12 protein-coding genes are annotated in these 15,291 nt (G+C 51.0%); 6 read left to right on the top strand and 6 right to left on the bottom strand.

Translation table 11 applies throughout. The features are described 5' to 3' along the window. Positions 1-102 precede the first annotated feature (102 nt). Entirely contained in the window at positions 103-1,608 is a 1,506-nt protein-coding gene (locus Mal48_RS04455) for an N-acyl-D-amino-acid deacylase family protein (protein ID WP_231739915.1), read from the top strand. A gap of 120 nt (positions 1,609-1,728) precedes the next feature. On the opposite strand, the gene Mal48_RS04450 is transcribed toward Mal48_RS04455, so the two are convergent. Continuing rightward, entirely contained in the window at positions 1,729-2,937 is a 1,209-nt protein-coding gene (locus tag Mal48_RS04450) for a hypothetical protein (RefSeq protein WP_145196531.1), read from the bottom strand. Between the two features lie 176 nt (positions 2,938-3,113). On the opposite strand from Mal48_RS04450, the gene Mal48_RS04445 reads away from it, so the two are divergent. Both Mal48_RS04445 and Mal48_RS04440 read left to right on the top strand, forming a co-directional pair. Further along, entirely contained in the window at positions 3,114-4,532 is a 1,419-nt protein-coding gene (locus Mal48_RS04445) for a sialate O-acetylesterase (RefSeq protein ID WP_145196529.1), read from the top strand. A 189-nt stretch (positions 4,533-4,721) separates the two neighbouring features. Further along, a complete protein-coding gene (locus tag Mal48_RS04440) occupies positions 4,722-6,167 on the top strand; it encodes a DUF1501 domain-containing protein (RefSeq protein WP_145196527.1) in 1,446 nt (481 codons plus the stop codon). Positions 6,168-6,247: 80 nt separating this feature from the next. On the opposite strand, the gene Mal48_RS04435 is transcribed toward Mal48_RS04440, so the two are convergent. From Mal48_RS04435 to Mal48_RS04420, 4 genes are all read right to left on the bottom strand, one after another. Then, positions 6,248-7,216, bottom strand: a complete 969-nt coding sequence (locus Mal48_RS04435) for an MDR/zinc-dependent alcohol dehydrogenase-like family protein (RefSeq protein WP_145196525.1) — start codon at positions 7,214-7,216, stop codon at positions 6,248-6,250. Then, entirely contained in the window at positions 7,213-7,881 is a 669-nt protein-coding gene (locus tag Mal48_RS04430; protein ID WP_145196523.1) for a TVP38/TMEM64 family protein, read from the bottom strand. The genes Mal48_RS04435 and Mal48_RS04430 overlap by 4 nt, the downstream gene beginning before the upstream one ends. A 202-nt stretch (positions 7,882-8,083) precedes the next feature. Beyond that, a complete protein-coding gene (locus Mal48_RS04425; RefSeq protein ID WP_145196521.1) occupies positions 8,084-8,866 on the bottom strand; it encodes a class I SAM-dependent methyltransferase in 783 nt (260 codons plus the stop codon). 235 nt (positions 8,867-9,101) lie between these two features. Next, positions 9,102-10,655 carry a serine/threonine protein kinase gene (locus Mal48_RS04420; protein ID WP_145196519.1) on the bottom strand — a complete coding sequence of 518 codons (1,554 nt, stop codon included), beginning with the start codon at positions 10,653-10,655 and terminating at the stop codon, positions 9,102-9,104. Positions 10,656-11,371: 716 nt separating this feature from the next. On the opposite strand from Mal48_RS04420, the gene Mal48_RS04415 reads away from it, so the two are divergent. The 3 genes from Mal48_RS04415 to Mal48_RS04405 all read left to right on the top strand — a co-directional run bounded on the left by Mal48_RS04415 (position 11,372) and on the right by Mal48_RS04405 (position 13,686). After that, positions 11,372-12,208, top strand: a complete 837-nt coding sequence (locus tag Mal48_RS04415) for a purine-nucleoside phosphorylase (RefSeq protein WP_145196517.1) — start codon at positions 11,372-11,374, stop codon at positions 12,206-12,208. 150 nt (positions 12,209-12,358) lie between these two features. Further along, positions 12,359-13,108, top strand: a complete 750-nt coding sequence (locus Mal48_RS04410; protein WP_145196515.1) for an MBL fold metallo-hydrolase — start codon at positions 12,359-12,361, stop codon at positions 13,106-13,108. Next, a complete protein-coding gene (locus tag Mal48_RS04405) occupies positions 13,105-13,686 on the top strand; it encodes an AAA family ATPase (RefSeq protein WP_145196513.1) in 582 nt (193 codons plus the stop codon). The genes Mal48_RS04410 and Mal48_RS04405 overlap by 4 nt, the downstream gene beginning before the upstream one ends. Before the next feature lie 362 nt (positions 13,687-14,048). On the opposite strand, the gene fabF is transcribed toward Mal48_RS04405, so the two are convergent. Next, the gene (gene fabF / locus Mal48_RS04400) at positions 14,049-15,290 is read right to left on the bottom strand and encodes a beta-ketoacyl-ACP synthase II (RefSeq protein WP_145196511.1); all 1,242 of its coding nucleotides are present in this window, start codon (positions 15,288-15,290) and stop codon (positions 14,049-14,051) included. Position 15,291: the final 1 nt, after the last annotated feature.

Genomic DNA, 15,291 nt, shown 5'->3' with positions numbered 1-15,291 from the left:
TTGAAGAACAGGTCAATCTTGACCGTGGGCACTTTCTTACTCTGTTCAACTTTCCTTTTCCTGTCGACAGTAGCCTGCGCCCAAGACTCCGACCAAAAAGCTGTGGACGCGGATATTCTGCTTGAAGCAGGACTGCTGTATCTGGGAGATGGTGAGAAGCCGGAAATTGGTAACGTTGCCATTCGCGGTCAAAAGATTGTTGCGGTTGGAAAATTCCTGATCGGGAAAGTGAAAGTCCGCGTGGATTGCAAAGGGCTCTCTGTGAGTCCCGGCTTTATCGATCTGCACAATCACAGCGACCGAGGCATTTCCCGCGACAACACTCGATCGGCAATGAATTATCTGACGCAAGGTTGCACGACCATGCTGACCGGAAACTGTGGCAGCGGACCAATTGATGTCGACAAATATTATTCCAGGTTGGATGACCTTGGAATCGGAGTCAACGTGGCACATCTGATTCCGCAAGGTGCGATTCGAGACGAAGTGATCGGCGACGAAAAGCGCAAAGCAACGCCGGAAGAAATCGAGCAGATGCGAGAGTTGATGGCAAAGGGAATGCAAGATGGAGCCTGGGGGATGTCGACTGGTCTCATCTACGTCCCCAGTTCTTTCGCCGATACCGAAGAGTTGATTGAACTTGCCAAAGTTGTTGGGGAACACAACGGAATTTATGCCAGTCACATTCGAGGCGAAGGAACGCAGCTTCTCGCATCGGTGAAAGAAGCGATTCAAATTGGACAAGAAGGCAATTTACCACTGCACATTTCTCATTTTAAATCGTCCGGAAAATCCTCGTGGGGACTCGTCCGAACCGCTGTCGAAATCATTCAGGAAGCGAAGGCAAAAGGTCAACCGATCACCGCCGATCAATACCCCTACGCTGCGTCAAGCACCTCCCTGAGCGCCACAACGATTCCGTCCTGGGCTCGTGCTGGTGGGCGAAAAAAGACATTGGAGCGTCTTGCCAGCGACACGAAAGAGAGTCGCCGGATTCGTGAATCGATCGAACGTAAAATCGAGTTGACCGACAATGGTCATCGTATTCAAATTTCGCGACACCGTCCGCGTCCTGATTGGGCGGGAATGCGGTTAGATGAGATTGCCGAGCAGGAAAACATGACCCCGTACGATCTGATCATTCACATCGAAGAGAACGGTGGAGCAAGCATCGTCAATCACAGCATCAACGAAGATGATGTCCGATATGTGATGACGCTCCCTTGGGTGGCGACCGCTTCGGATGGCTCCGCTCGAATCCCCAGTGACGAAGTCCCTCATCCGCGAAGCTACGGAACATTCCCTCGCAAGATCGGATTTTATGCGATCCGTGAACAGAACATTCCGATTGAACACGCCGTGCGAAGCTCGACCGGACTTCCGGCGGATATCATGGGGATGACAGATCGGGGATACCTGCGAGAAGGCTTCGCAGCCGATGTTGTGGTCTGGAACGAAAAAGAGTTCATCGACACAGCGACCTTCACCGACCCACATCGATACGCCGACGGGATGGTCTTCATTTACGTCAATGGAGTTCCCGCGATGACGCACGGAAAAGTGACTGGCGCATTGGCTGGAAAAGCTCTCCGACACCCAACAAAGTAGAACCAGCCCGCATCCAGGTCCTGACGTCTTGCCCGTAGCGAGTTGTTTATGAAGTCAGCAGAGTGCCCGTGAAGAAAGCGCTTCACGGGCAGAATTGCTATCTACTGCGCAGGGCTGCAATCAATACGTCTGCCCAATTCGAATCACTGCTGTGTCACCGAGATGTTGGCTGCCGCCGTAGCGGTCGAAGTCGATCCGGCGATCGAAGACCCAGCCGAATTCGAGCACTTGTCGTGACCCGTCCGGCTCTTTGGTTTCACAGCCAACGAGCAGACGATAATCACGGTAGCCCATAATATCTTTACGATTGAATTCTCTTTCGATGGCCCAAGAGCCCCCGCCAAGTTCCCCTGCGAAATAGACCCACGTCTCTTTTTCGTTCTCGCCAGTGTCTGTTCTCCATGCAATACGAGGCCGGGGAACTACGAGATCGAGTTCGAAATCCTCATCCCAAATTCTTACACCAGCTGTCGGAACAACAGGGAGGTCCGGGCGATCCAGATAGGTTGCCCCGAACAAGAGTGAGACACCGTCGTCGTACTTCATTGAGATCAATCCACCCCCAATTAAACGGAAGGCATCACCCGTTTTGTTGTCCCAGTCTGTCGCCCAGGTGGGTGAAATCTGAAAGTGAACACCCCAGGTATCGTTGAGTTGTTCCGCATGATTGACTTCAAATGTCAGGTCATAAGTTTGAGCACGAACATCTGGCTGAAGAGGTCCTTTCAGAAAGTGCCAGGCGAATTTGAAATTCGCCCACATCGGACCATCGTCATCATGAATCTTCCCGTCGAAGGCAAGTGTCGTCATCCCGAAACCATCTTTGTCTTGAAAGAGTATTTCAAGCTCTTCGCGGTTTTCATGCCACAGGTAAATGTGGTCGTCGATGAACGGATTCATCCAACTTGGTGAGACAACGTCAACCTCCTCAGGTGATGATGTTGTGGGAACCCGGAGGTCCACATCCTCTTCCACAATTTTGACTTTCCCTCCACGAACCTGATCGGTGTTCGTTTTTGTCTCTAAATCCAACGGAGGCAGTGCATCAATATCCTCTGGATCTGCTGGCTCATCAACCGCCTGAGACGTAGGAACCCACAGCGGTTGCACATACTCGACCGGCTTCAATCCACCGACGTCAGGCTCAATTTCCAGGTCGAATTTTGGAAGATCGAATTCATCCGAGATTCGTGTCCCATCGGCAGTTTCGACCGGTTGCGAGGCGCGGATCTCATCGGCTGCAATCTCCTGAACGCATGAAACGCTCAGTAAAATCGACAATAGAAGGATTCGGAGATGCTGGGACTCCTGCTGAGAGACTCGATGCATTGGATTTACCTGCTATGAGTTCATGTCCCTGCTTGTAAGGAGACCGGTTTTGTCTCGTCAAGATCTCTCTGAGACCGCAGCTTGAAGGTTTTTCGTGCGGTGGCTATCGTGATCAATGAACGCTGATACTTTGATAAAAGCTGGCAAAGCCACTTTGGAACCAAGAGAAGACACCGATGAAGAAAACCGTTCACTTAACGATCATGTGCATGTCGACGCTGGTATTGCTGTCGACGGCAGCTGTTGCTGAACTCAAGCTCCCCTCGATCATTGGGGACAATATGATTTTGCAGCGAGAACAGGATGTCCCGATCTGGGGCTGGGATGATCCCGGCACTCAAGTCACAGTTTCGATTGGCGACCAGACCGCCAGTACGAAAGCGGACAGCGACGGGAAATGGCTCGTCAACTTAAAATCGATGAAGGCTGGCGACGGCCTCGAAATGAAAATCAAAGGCACGAATGAAGTTGCCTTGAAAAACGTGGCTGTCGGTGAAGTCTGGCTTTGCTCTGGGCAATCGAACATGGAATGGATCGTCCGAAATTCAAACAACCCGCAAGAAGAAATCGCTGCCGCTAACTACCCCAACATTCGGCACATCAAAATCCCTCACACCCCGATGGCGACTCCGCAAGAGAATGTCAAATCATCAGGCTGGGAGGCAACGACTCCTAAAACGGTCCCAAACTTTACTGCCGTTGGATACTTCTTCGGTCGTATGCTTCACAAGGAACTCGATGTTCCAATCGGTCTGATCGGTTCCAACTGGGGTGGCACACGTATCGAACCCTGGACTCCCCCTGTCGGATTCAAAAATGTTCCGGCATTGAAAAACATTGCAGACAACCTCGACTCTTTCCCGCAAAGGAAAGCGAACGGTGCAATCAATCATCAATCACCGTTGGCACTTTACAACGGGATGATTGCTCCGTTGGTCCCATACGGAATTCGAGGCGCGCTCTGGTATCAGGGAGAATCCAACCGTGGCGAAGGGATGCTTTACTTTGAAAAGAAGAAAGCATTGATTGAAGGTTGGCGTTCCCTCTGGAACAAACCGGAAATGCCGTTTTACTTCGTGCAGTTGGCCCCATACAAGTACCGTGGAAGTGAAACAGCACTGGCGGAAATCCAGGAAGCACAGACAGCTACCCTTTCGATTCCACACACCGGGATGGCTGTCACGGTTGATATCTCAAACACAGCAGACATTCATCCACGAAACAAACAAGATGTCGGCAAGCGACTCGCCCTGTGGGCATTGGCGAAAGATTACGGCAAGAAAGGAATTGTCTACTCCGGACCGCTTTACAAATCGATGAAAGTCGACGGCAACAAGATCATCGTCAGCTTTGAACATGTGGGAGACGGCCTGACAACCCGCGATGGAAAAGCCCCATCACACTTCCAAATCGCCGGAGCAGATGGCAACTATGTGGACGCAAACGCAAGCATTCAAGGCAACACCGTTGTCGTCCATGCCGATGCCGTTGAAGCACCAAAATCGGTCCGCTACTCCTGGCATCAGACAGACGAACCCAACTTATCCAACAAGAACGGCCTGCCAGCCTCACCTTTCCGAGCCGGTGAGAAGTAAGCGTTCGTCTGTGATGTTTTCGACGTGAACAATCGTCACTGGAGAGATTCAGTGGCGATTTTTGCGTGAAAATCAATGATTTCAACAGGCTGAACCGATTCCAACCTGCCGATTTCAGGAAGACACGTTGTTTGTCCCGTCAGCGGAACTTATAATGTGGACTACGAATTTTGACCTTCGAGGGCGACTATGGCTGTCAATTCTCACGCTTCGCATGCATTTTCCAGTTGGAATCCGCTCTCCAACGAGGGTGTCGTTGTCCGCAGTCGAAGGAACATGCTGAAAGCCGGGCTGGCCGGTGTCGCCGGGCTTTCCTTACCGAGCTTGCTACAGGCAAGAGAGCTTGCATCAAAAGATGGAAAACCGCTCTCACGAAAAAGTGTCATTCTTCTCTGGATGACTGGTGGTCCCAGCCATATCGACATGTGGGACATGAAACCGACACGTCCCGCGATCAACCGTGGCCCTTTCTCTCCCATCGAGACATCTGTCCCCGGTATTCAAATTTGTGAGCACTTGCCGAAGCAAGCTGCCATGATGGAAGACTTTTCAATCATCCGTTCGGTCGATTGTCGCAAGAGCAGCCACCAACCAAATCAGGTGATGCAAACCGGTCACCGCGACGCCGCTCCAAGGTCGAATCCCAAAGGAGATCGTTACCCCGCGATCGGTTCAATTGTCGCCAAACACCGAGGCGCAAATGTTCCTGGAATGCCTCCTTATGTCGTCTTTCAAAAGCACGAAAGTCACGTTGCATGGGGCGGCTGGCTCGGTCGTGAATACGATCCTTTCGATGGGAATAAGGCTGCCATTTTGCCGAAGCTTGATCTTGTCGGAAAACCGCTCGGAGGAACCTCTGGTGCACAACTCTTTGGGCTTCCAGCTGGGCTGAACCACGATCGGCTTCAAAATCGGAGAGAACTCCTCAAAGATCTGGACGACTTACAGCGAGGACTCGATCAATCCAACGCAATGAGTGCCCTCGACAGCTATGGGCAACAAGCCTATGAAATGCTCTTGGGTGGTGCGGCACGCGAAGCCTTTGATCTATCAAAAGAAGATCCCGCATCCCGAGAAAAATACGGTGACCATTTGTGGGCACAGCAAGCACTGCTGGCACGTCGCCTCGTCGAATCTGGTGTCAGCTTCGTGACGATCGATCTCAGCTATCACACCGCCTCCGGAACCTGGGACAATCACGGAGACAACATTCCGCCATACGGAGGGATCTCGCGCGGACTTGGTCCGATTCTTCCTCTGTACGATCACATCGTGACGACACTCGTCAGCGATCTCAAAGATCGCGGTCTCCTCGACGAGACACTTGTGATTTCCATGGGAGAATTCGGCCGGACCCCAGTCATGGGGACACAAGGCAGCACCGACGGTCGAAACCACTGGCCGAACGTGATGTCGATGGCGCTCGCCGGAGGAGGCCTGCGACACGGTCAAGTGATCGGAGCGACATCCAAAGATGGCGGCGAAATCAAAGATCGCCCTGTTAAGCCGGGCGACCTGGCAGCCACCATCTACCGCCACATGGGAGTCCCGCTCGACACCACCTACGAAGACGACCAAAACCGCCCACGCTTCGCCGTCCAAGAAAACGGCCTCCCAATCACAGAGCTATTTTGAATCGCCCCCAATATCATCGCACCTTCGAACTGGCATTTGCGTTGGATACGGGCACTCGGGAGAGCAAACGGCTCTATCATTTACTCTGTGTCACTGTCATTGTCTTTAACTTTGAGAATCACCTTCAACTGATCTTTCTGTTGAGCGACCTGAAATGCCTTGATGGACTCTTCAATGGGAAAACGTGAAGTGACTAAGCGGTCGACGTCAATTTCGCTCGCAGCGAGTGCTTCAATTGCCATGGGAAACGGACCACAGCGAGAGCCAACCAGATTCAGTTCATCAATCACGATCGGGGCTAAGTTAGGGCTATGGTCTCCAGCATAGGTTGATTTCAGAACAATTGTCCCGCGCGGTTTGATGAGGCGATAGGCAGTCGTCAGCCCTGATGGCGATCCGGTGCAGTCCACGACGAGGTCGGAAAATCTTGTCTCGCTCACTTCGCTTAAGAGTTCGGTATCGATGCCGAGTTTTGCCAGGCGTTCGAGTTTCTCGGGGTGTTTCCCAATCACCAGTGGAGACTTTTTATAGCCTTGAAGAACTTGTGCACAAAGGTTCCCGAGTCGACCGTCCCCAAGAACGATGACGTTCTGAAAATCACTCAGGTCGAGCTGAGCCGGGATTTGAAAAGCGGCGGCTAACGGTTCGACAAAGACAGCTTGATCGTCGCTGACCGAATCTGGAATCGGATGCAAATTTTCTTCCGGAACCCAAACTCGCTCGGCGAAGGCGCCATCGTGATTCAATATTCCGATCACGGTTCGATTCGGGCAATGATTCGGAAGGCTCTGAGCACAGCATTCACAATCGCCACACGCACAGTTGATCTCTCCGGCAACTCGCTGCCCCTGATACTTTCCGGACTTGGCAATCCCGACAAACTCGTGCCCCAAAACTCCCGCAAACCCCATATACCCCTGAATCAATTGCAGGTCGGTTTCGCAAATTCCGGCCTGAAGAACTTCGACTTCAATGGCAGACTCAATTGGGACAGGTTCGTAGTTCGGCTCGTAAAGAAGCTGAGAATCCTGCAGGAGAGTAGCTTTCATGGTTTTACTCTTGACGTTGTCGAATCAGAAAATAATGAGTGCAATTGCCGTCGAACAAGCCATGTTAGCAGCAACGGAAAGAACATCGATGCCAGCACGACATAAAATGTGATGTCGCGTTCAACGGACCAATAGCCAATCGCAGAATACGCCGCAGCGATGACCAGATTACTCAGGGCTAACGGGAGAAGTAATCGTGTCCAAGGAAGTCGCAGCGAACCGAGCAACAATATCGACGCCTCAGCCAATATCGGAAGGGGCCGAGCGACGGCAATGATCCACAGGGAAATCTTTTTGTTCAGCCGTTCGAGTGACTCCAAATCATCAGCTTTCGAAAACCTCGAAACCAGTGGCGGACCGAGAATTCGGGCTCCCCAAAAACCTGAGAGTGAACCGAGCATCATTCCGATCCATGAAGCGACAGTCGCTGGGACAAAACCGAGAACCGCTCCGCCATATGTACTCACCGCACTCGAAGGAATCGGGATCGCGATATCAACTGCAAGCAACCCGACGATGAGCGAAAATCGCTGAGAATCTGACCAGTCCGAGGTAAACCAGTTTTTGATTTGCTCCTCGAACGATTCACCCAATATCAAAAATGGAATGGCAGCGACGACCGCAAACAGAAAGGAGAGGATGAACAGTTTGCGGAAATGATGCATTTTTCAGAATCAGGATTTAACAGCGGGAACAAGACATCGAAATCCGAGTACCTCAGAATAATTCTGAAGTACTATCAGCAACTCTGAGCAACCGGGAATTTGCGAACTCAAGTTGATACTCAAGCTTCAGAGTTTTCCATTGCCGTTCGCCCCTGCCCCCCTTGACCAGCAATCGCACGGACACCCAAATCTGCTGTGACCTCTATCGTTTTCTGAGGATGTAGACGACGTCTTCGGAGGTCTCGTCGATTTCGATCGTAGTTTCCATTTCGTAACAGAAATCATGGACAGCTGCGATTTCGAGTTCGGGAACACGAGCGAGAAGCGTCGCCATTTGTTTGGCAGTATAGGTGCGATAGTTCATTTCGTCCTGAATCTGCTGATGGCTCGTCGGCGTGTAGATGTCGAGGTTCATCCCCAGTTTTTCGTTACGCCCTTTCAAGTCAAGTTCTTTGCACCACATGTGCGAATTGACTTGCAAGTTGCCTCGCCGGGCAACCCACGATTCATTTTCCATTCGTGGCCCATCGGTCGGAATTAAATGAACTCCGAGAATGTAGAGGCCCCCTTTTGTCAGACCGTCTGCCATGCACTGAAAGTGACTCGTCGCCTGCTTTTCAGTTTCAAGGTGACGGAAACTGTTAATCATGTTGAAGGCAGCATGGAATTTCTTCTTCACTTTGAAATCACTCATGTCTCCCACCACGGCTGACTCATCAAAGCCATACCGCTTCAACCGATCATTACAATACTTGATCGCATGAGGATTCAAGTCGTTCCCTGCAACGGCATACCCTCGCTGTGCCAGTTTGATCAGCAACCGCCCCGTTCCACAGGCAGGCTCAAAGAGCCGTTGAACTTTGACTTTGGCATATTCTTGAAAACATTGTTCCAGGAAGTCGCACTCGGCTTTCCAGTCGAAGCCAAAGAGGAGGTCGTAATACTTCGGGAAGTCGTACAGACTCCCTTCAATCACATCAGTCATTGTATTTTGAGCTTGAGTTGTTTGAGAATTTGAGAAATTAACATACGTGCATAATGATCAAGGATTCAGGAAACAGGATTTCGCCCGAAGTATTCATGAGCAGTCAGGCGCGAGAGCAAATCCAAGACAGGTCTTTCATGTTCTGCTTTTGGCGAGCAGTTGATGAACTCATCAAAGTGACTTTCACGGACCCGACGAGGACACAACATGCACGAGTCAAGGATCTCAGCGCAACTTACGTTCCTGGCTTTTGCTTTTCTTCGAGTTGTTGAATCATCTCACGAATATCTTCGACACGTTGTTCCCAACTGCCAGAAATATGCTCCTGGATTTCCGAGTCAAGTTGACTGAGCGTAGCGCTTGGGGCTCGATATTCACCATCGATCGCACTTAAGTAGGCTTCACCGATCTGGGCTTTGGCTTTTTCTGACGGACCGTATTGAGTTTTCAGAATTCGCAGCTGCTCGCGCGCTTCAGCGTGCCGCGAAGAGTTTCTGAGGTACATCATCGCAAGTTGCTCGTGGGCTTTCGGAGTCCAAACCCTATCGGTTGGAAACCGATGAATGACCGCCTTAAATGCGTCTTCATCATCATATCGGAGCATTGCATGCTTGTACTGCTCGCGTGCGGTGTCCTTCTTTGGAATTGAGCTGTCGATCGCATCGGGATCGACCTCAGCGATCGACTTCTTCATCATGAGGCCCATTCCTGCTCCACCCAATGCGACAAGCAGACAAAGCAGCGGTAAGACCAGCGCAGGTTTTTTCACCGGGAATGAAGCACTGGTGTTCTCAGGAGATCCAACCAGATGATCAACATCCTCTCCGGTCTTGAGTGCTTTGGCAATCTTGCGAACATCTACCAGGACAGCCTGGGCACTGTCGTAGCGATCTTCCGGTTTTTTGGAAGTCATCCGGGCGACCACCTTGCAGAGTGCCGCAGGAAGGTCGGAGCGAATCTCCTGAAGGGGCTTTGGCGGTTCGTGCAAGTGTTTCACCGCGACGCTCACGGCGTTCTCACCCTCGAATGGCGGACGACCAGCGAGCATGTGGTAGCAGGTAATCCCAAAGGAATAGATATCGCTGCGCTGATCGAGTTTCTTTCCGTTGACTTGCTCGGGGCTCATATAAAGAGGAGTCCCCATGGTGACGCCTTCTTGCGTCAAGTTTTGTTCACCACCTTGAAGTTGTGCCAAGCCGAAGTCAGCAACTTTTGCTTCTCCCTTTCGGTTCAGCATAATGTTCTCAGGTTTGATATCCCGATGAACAATCCCCCGCTCATTCGCAACTTGTAATGCAGAGGCGACTTGCCGCATGATGGCCAGCGCCACGTTGACATCCAAAGCGCCTTTCTTCTGAATAAAGCTTTTCAGCGTTTGCCCCTGCACATACTCCTGAGCAATGAAGTACTGACCATTTCGCTCGCCGACTGTGTAGACCTGAACAATATTAGGATGGTTCAAACCGGCTGCCGCTTTTGCTTCCGTCTGAAATCGGGCGACGTACGTGTGATCTTCAGTAAGTGTCGGGCGGAGGAGTTTTAAGGCGACGTTCCGCTTGAGGGACTCCTGCTCCGCCAGCCATACCTCTGCCATCCCCCCTTTGCCCAACTTGCGAAGGAGTCTGAAGTCTCCAAGAACGGTATCCGTTTGCGGCAACTTTTTTCCCTGAGGATTCCCGGGGATTTGCATCGCTGCGGTCTCCTCACTTGCTGGCTGCGTTTCTTTTGCAGGGTTGGAGTCTGAGTGATTTGATTCATCCTCAGGGAGCTTCGACTTGGAGTCGGTCATTCGAGCGCTCTTCAAAACAACTTGTGGTTCTACCTCGTGGAAGAATGAATTCTCTTCAACAACAATCACGTCTCGTGGATGTGTGATCGAGCAGAACGCTCTTACATCCTCCCAAACGAGGTTCAGAAAGTTCTACGATATCATGGCAAAGATGCGGATGAGAGGAAAGGTTGGGTCCTCATTTACACATCAATTTTTTCTCCTGTAACGTCTTGAGGAAGAAACTCTTAGAGCCGTTTGCACTTCCATGTCCCCGTGAAACACGCGTTTCTCCATTAGAATTGCTGTTCGCCACGAGGCAGAATCTAGCCAGCTCTTCGAAAGATGTTCTCGAACCGACCTGAAAATCTGAACTGGTGCTTTCGAAGCACTGAAAAATCCTTCGCAGCAGAGGTTTCCAGAGAGGAACTCAATCATTCTGCCGACATTGAATAGAGACGGATTGTTCGATAACCTGTGCCACTTCTACGCAAATAACGTCGAAGACTCAGATGACAGAAATTGAGTCCGGCGAATTGATCGATGACTCTGCTTAGAGAACATAAAGAGGTAACTGCAATGGTTTTGCGCCCACGTACGAAATTGAAAAAAGCACGAAAAACGAAGCGATGCCCCAAATGTGGTGCAATGGTCGGCAACAAAGGGAAACTCGTTCGCTGTAAAAAGTGTGCGAAAAAACTACTTTGATTCGACCAATTTTGATGTGAGAAGCCCTGATGCTAGAACTTTTTAATCAAATTCAAGAAGCCTGCACAACGATTCGTTCAAAGTGGGACAAAGTTCCACACGCAGGAATCGTCCTTGGAACCGGATTAGGAGGTTTCTCCGGGGAAATCGACATTGAAGCAGAATTCGATTACGAAGAGATTCCACATTTCCTCAAATCGACAGCGACCAGCCACCGAGGCCGGTTGATCTGTGGAGAGTTGTGCGGAATCCCAGTGATGGCGATGGAAGGTCGACATCACATGTACGAAGGGTATCCCCTCAAGCAGATCACTCTCCCGATTCGAGTCTTCAAAGAGATGGGGGCGTCTCTCTTAATTGGTTCAAATGCTGTGGGGGGGCTTAACCCCTTCTACCAGTGTGGAGACATTATGGTCATTGATGACCATATCAATCTCATGGGCGACAACCCTCTCATCGGGATCAACGACGACCGCCTCGGTCCACGCTTCCCTGACATGAGCGCCCCATACGACCAGAAGTTGGGTGATTACGCTCTGGAAATCGCTCGGAAAGAAAACTTCGCCGCACACAAGGGAGTGTTTGTCGGAATCGCCGGGCCGAATCTCGAAACACGAGCAGAATACAGATTCTTACGACAGATCGGCTCTGACGCAGTCGGAATGTCGACCATTCCCGAGGTGATCGTGGCTGTTCATTCGGGGCTTCGCACCATCGCATTATCAGTCATCACCGACATGTGCTTCCCCGACGCATTGAAACCTGCCTGCGTGGAAGAAATCATCGCCATTGCCAACGAAGCCGAACCAAAGTTGCGTGTGATCGTCAAAGGAATCCTGAAACACGACGCTGAAAATGTCAGCTAGAGCATCTTTCGAATTGGTTTGCAGGATCTGCCGCGTGGCGAACAGCATTTTTACTAGAGAAACGCGTTCTTCACGGTTACACGGTCGAGCAAACTACTCGAGTCAAACTGTTGAAACAAGACGTGCAAACTCGATGTAACGAGCGGTCTGATGCGAGTCGAATTCCTGGGAACGGGTGGCTTCCACCCGAGTGAACAACGTCACACTGCCTGCCTGATGCTCCCTGAACTCGGGCTGATCTTCGATGCCGGAACGAGCGCATTTCGAGTCGAAAAACATGTCGAGACAGCCTCGCTCGACCTCTTTCTCTCCCACGCTCACCTCGATCATATTTGCGGATTGACCTACCTCATCACATTGCCGCTACTTGGAAAAGTGGAGCAGATACGACTCCATGCCCGCACTGAAATTCTGAACGCAGTGAAAACTCAGCTTTTTTCCGAGCAAGTCTTTCCCGTCCCTCCGCCATTCGAATTTTGTGAAATCCAAGATAAGGGAGAACTCCAACTCCCCTCCGGCCAGCAACTCGAATGGATGAAACTGAACAGCCACCCCGGAGGATCAACCGCATTCAAAGTGCACTTGGAGGAGGGAGTCTTCGCATACGTGACCGACACCACTGTGGACGGATCGTATACTGAATTTATCAGGGGAGCCGAAACACTGGTCCATGAGTGCTACTTTCCAGATTCCAAATCTGACTGGGCAAACCAAACCGGACATACACACTCCACCGCTTTGGCAACACTGGCGAAGGATGCCCAGGTGGGAAGATTGATCATCGTGCACACGGACCCTCAAGATAAGTCCGGTGACCCGATTGGAATTGATGAAATGCGGGCCATCTTTCCCAACACCATCATCGCCGAGGACAAAACATCTCTCGAGCTGAACAAATGAAGGCCCGTGAGAATCCATTTCGTGTCGATCGCGTCCACGCCCTCCCCTTCGAGTTCGAAAACGATTCCTTTAACCTCTTCTACTCAAGGTTAAAAGCAGCCCATTTCCGTGGAGCGATCATCGGGCCACATGGCACAGGCAAAACAACTCTGTTGAACGAGTTGCAAAACCAACTGCAGCAAGCAGGGATTCCATACAAGGCCCTCCGCTTAATGGATGACGGACGAGACAGCAACAAAGTTCGAATTCAAGAATGGCTCGACTCTTCCAGCAAAGAGATGGTCCTCATTCTCGACGGCGCAGGGCTCTTGAACTTTTGGGACTGGCAGAGAGTGAAGCGAAAAACGAAACGATTCGCAGGCTTGTTAATCACAGCACACAAACCAGGGCGTCTCCCCACACTGATTGAGCTTCAACCAAGCGTGAAAACGTTAATTCGTCTCGTCAGAAACTTAGAGATCAAACAGAGCATCCCGGACGACAGGCTCCACGAACTCTTCCAAACCTGCAACGGAAATCTACGAGATTGCCTTCGCAAACTTTACGACCAGTATGCAGAAGGAACGGGAGAAAAATGAATCACCGAATGCCCAAGCCGGTTCACAGATTCATAGCCTGATCGAATTCCTGAATCGCTTGGAATTCACGACAAGCATGAAATGGGGTATCTCGAACTGGTCTTCGCGCATGCGATTCGTGAGGATCACGACCAAGCTGTTGTGAAGATTAACGTCATGGGTCTGGCAATCACTTCAACGCTTTAGCGTAGTTCGCTCTACCGTGCGCCTGTGAAGAACGCATTTCTCTAGTAAAAATACTGTTCGCCACGAGGCAGATCCTGCAAACCAATTCAAAAGATGTTCTAGAACTGGTCTCAAAACATGCTGTTCGCTTCTCTGATACAGAAAAGAAACGCAATACCATAGGTTATGAGGCAGCTTTAGACTTTTCCAAGAATCAAACAGGCGTTGTGACCACCAAAACCGAAGCTGTTGGTCATCACACGTTGAATCGGCATGTCACGAGCTTCGTTTGGAACATAATCCAAGTCGCATGCAGGATCGGGATTGTCGAGGTTGATCGTCGGGGGAGCGACTTGATCGCGAATTGCCAAAGCAGAAATCACGAATTCCACACCGCCTGAAGCTCCCAGTAAATGCCCCATCTGGCTTTTTGTACTGGAGACCGCAAACTTATGGGCATGATCGCCATAGACAGATTTTATCGCGTAAGTTTCCGCTTTGTCTCCCAACGGAGTACTCGTCCCATGAGCGTTGACATACTGAATTGAATCGGGATTTAACCCAGCATCTTTCAGTGAACCAGACATTGCACGGGCTGCTCCGCGACCTTCGGGATCAGGAGCGGTCATATGACTGCCATCCGCGGACATCCCGTAGCCGAGCACTTCTGCGATGATGTTTGCACCGCGAGCCTTGGCGTGTTCGTATTCTTCCAGGATCGCGATCCCGGCTCCCTCAGCCATTACGAAACCATCTCGCCCCTGATCAAACGGACGACTGGCAGATCCTGGGTCTTCGTTGCGAGTCGACAGAGCTTGCATGCGAGCGAAACCGGAGAGCCCCATAGGGGTCAACGCAGCTTCACTTCCACCGGTCACCATCACATTGGCTTGTCCATGCTGAATGAGCCGGTAAGCATCTCCAATCGCATTAGTCGCTGAAGCACAAGCAGTTGCAACAGCACTGTTTGGCCCCTTCAACTTCCACCGTACCGAGATGTTCCCGCTGGCGGCGTTCACCATCAGCTTAGGAATCATCAACGGTGACACACGAGTTGGACCACGATCGAACAAAACGGAATGTTGTTGTTCGATTTCGTTAAGCCCACCGATTCCACTGCCGACGAGAACTCCGTGTGTATACGGATCGCCAGCTGTGAAGTCGATTCCGGCATCATTTATTGCTTTTTGCGCAGCTGCCATCCCAAACTGGACAAAACGATCCAATCTACGGACCTCTTTCTCCAACAAGTCCATGTGTTCGACGAGATTGAAGTTTTGAACTTCCCCCCCGAACTTAACCTTGAAATTGGAACAGTCGAAGCGGCGGATTGTACTCACACCACTTTTGGCTGCACAGATCTGATCCCAGAACTCGGAGACTTCGCAACCGAGTGAGGTAACGACTCCCAAGCCTGTGACGACAACTCGCTTGAGCATA

Origin of the sequence: Thalassoglobus polymorphus, assembly GCF_007744255.1 — a bacterium.
In the GTDB taxonomy this organism is placed as follows: domain Bacteria; phylum Planctomycetota; class Planctomycetia; order Planctomycetales; family Planctomycetaceae; genus Thalassoglobus; species Thalassoglobus polymorphus.
This window is presented reverse-complemented; position numbering and strand designations above follow the sequence as displayed.

Excerpts from the sequence above, each read along its gene's own strand:
- Mal48_RS04450 (WP_145196531.1), bottom strand. The coding sequence starts at position 2,937 with ATGCATCGAGTCTCTCAGCAGGAGTCCCAGCATCTCCGAATCCTTCTA.
- Mal48_RS04445 (WP_145196529.1), top strand. The coding sequence starts at position 3,114 with ATGAAGAAAACCGTTCACTTAACGATCATGTGCATGTCGACGCTGGTA.
- Mal48_RS04440 (WP_145196527.1), top strand. The coding sequence starts at position 4,722 with ATGGCTGTCAATTCTCACGCTTCGCATGCATTTTCCAGTTGGAATCCG.
- Mal48_RS04435 (WP_145196525.1), bottom strand. The coding sequence starts at position 7,216 with ATGAAAGCTACTCTCCTGCAGGATTCTCAGCTTCTTTACGAGCCGAAC.
- Mal48_RS04430 (WP_145196523.1), bottom strand. The coding sequence starts at position 7,881 with ATGCATCATTTCCGCAAACTGTTCATCCTCTCCTTTCTGTTTGCGGTC.
- Mal48_RS04425 (WP_145196521.1), bottom strand. The coding sequence starts at position 8,866 with ATGACTGATGTGATTGAAGGGAGTCTGTACGACTTCCCGAAGTATTAC.
- Mal48_RS04420 (WP_145196519.1), bottom strand. The coding sequence starts at position 10,655 with ATGACCGACTCCAAGTCGAAGCTCCCTGAGGATGAATCAAATCACTCA.
- Mal48_RS04415 (WP_145196517.1), top strand. The coding sequence starts at position 11,372 with ATGCTAGAACTTTTTAATCAAATTCAAGAAGCCTGCACAACGATTCGT.
- Mal48_RS04410 (WP_145196515.1), top strand. The coding sequence starts at position 12,359 with ATGCGAGTCGAATTCCTGGGAACGGGTGGCTTCCACCCGAGTGAACAA.
- Mal48_RS04405 (WP_145196513.1), top strand. The coding sequence starts at position 13,105 with ATGAAGGCCCGTGAGAATCCATTTCGTGTCGATCGCGTCCACGCCCTC.
- fabF (WP_145196511.1), bottom strand. The coding sequence starts at position 15,290 with ATGCTCAAGCGAGTTGTCGTCACAGGCTTGGGAGTCGTTACCTCACTC.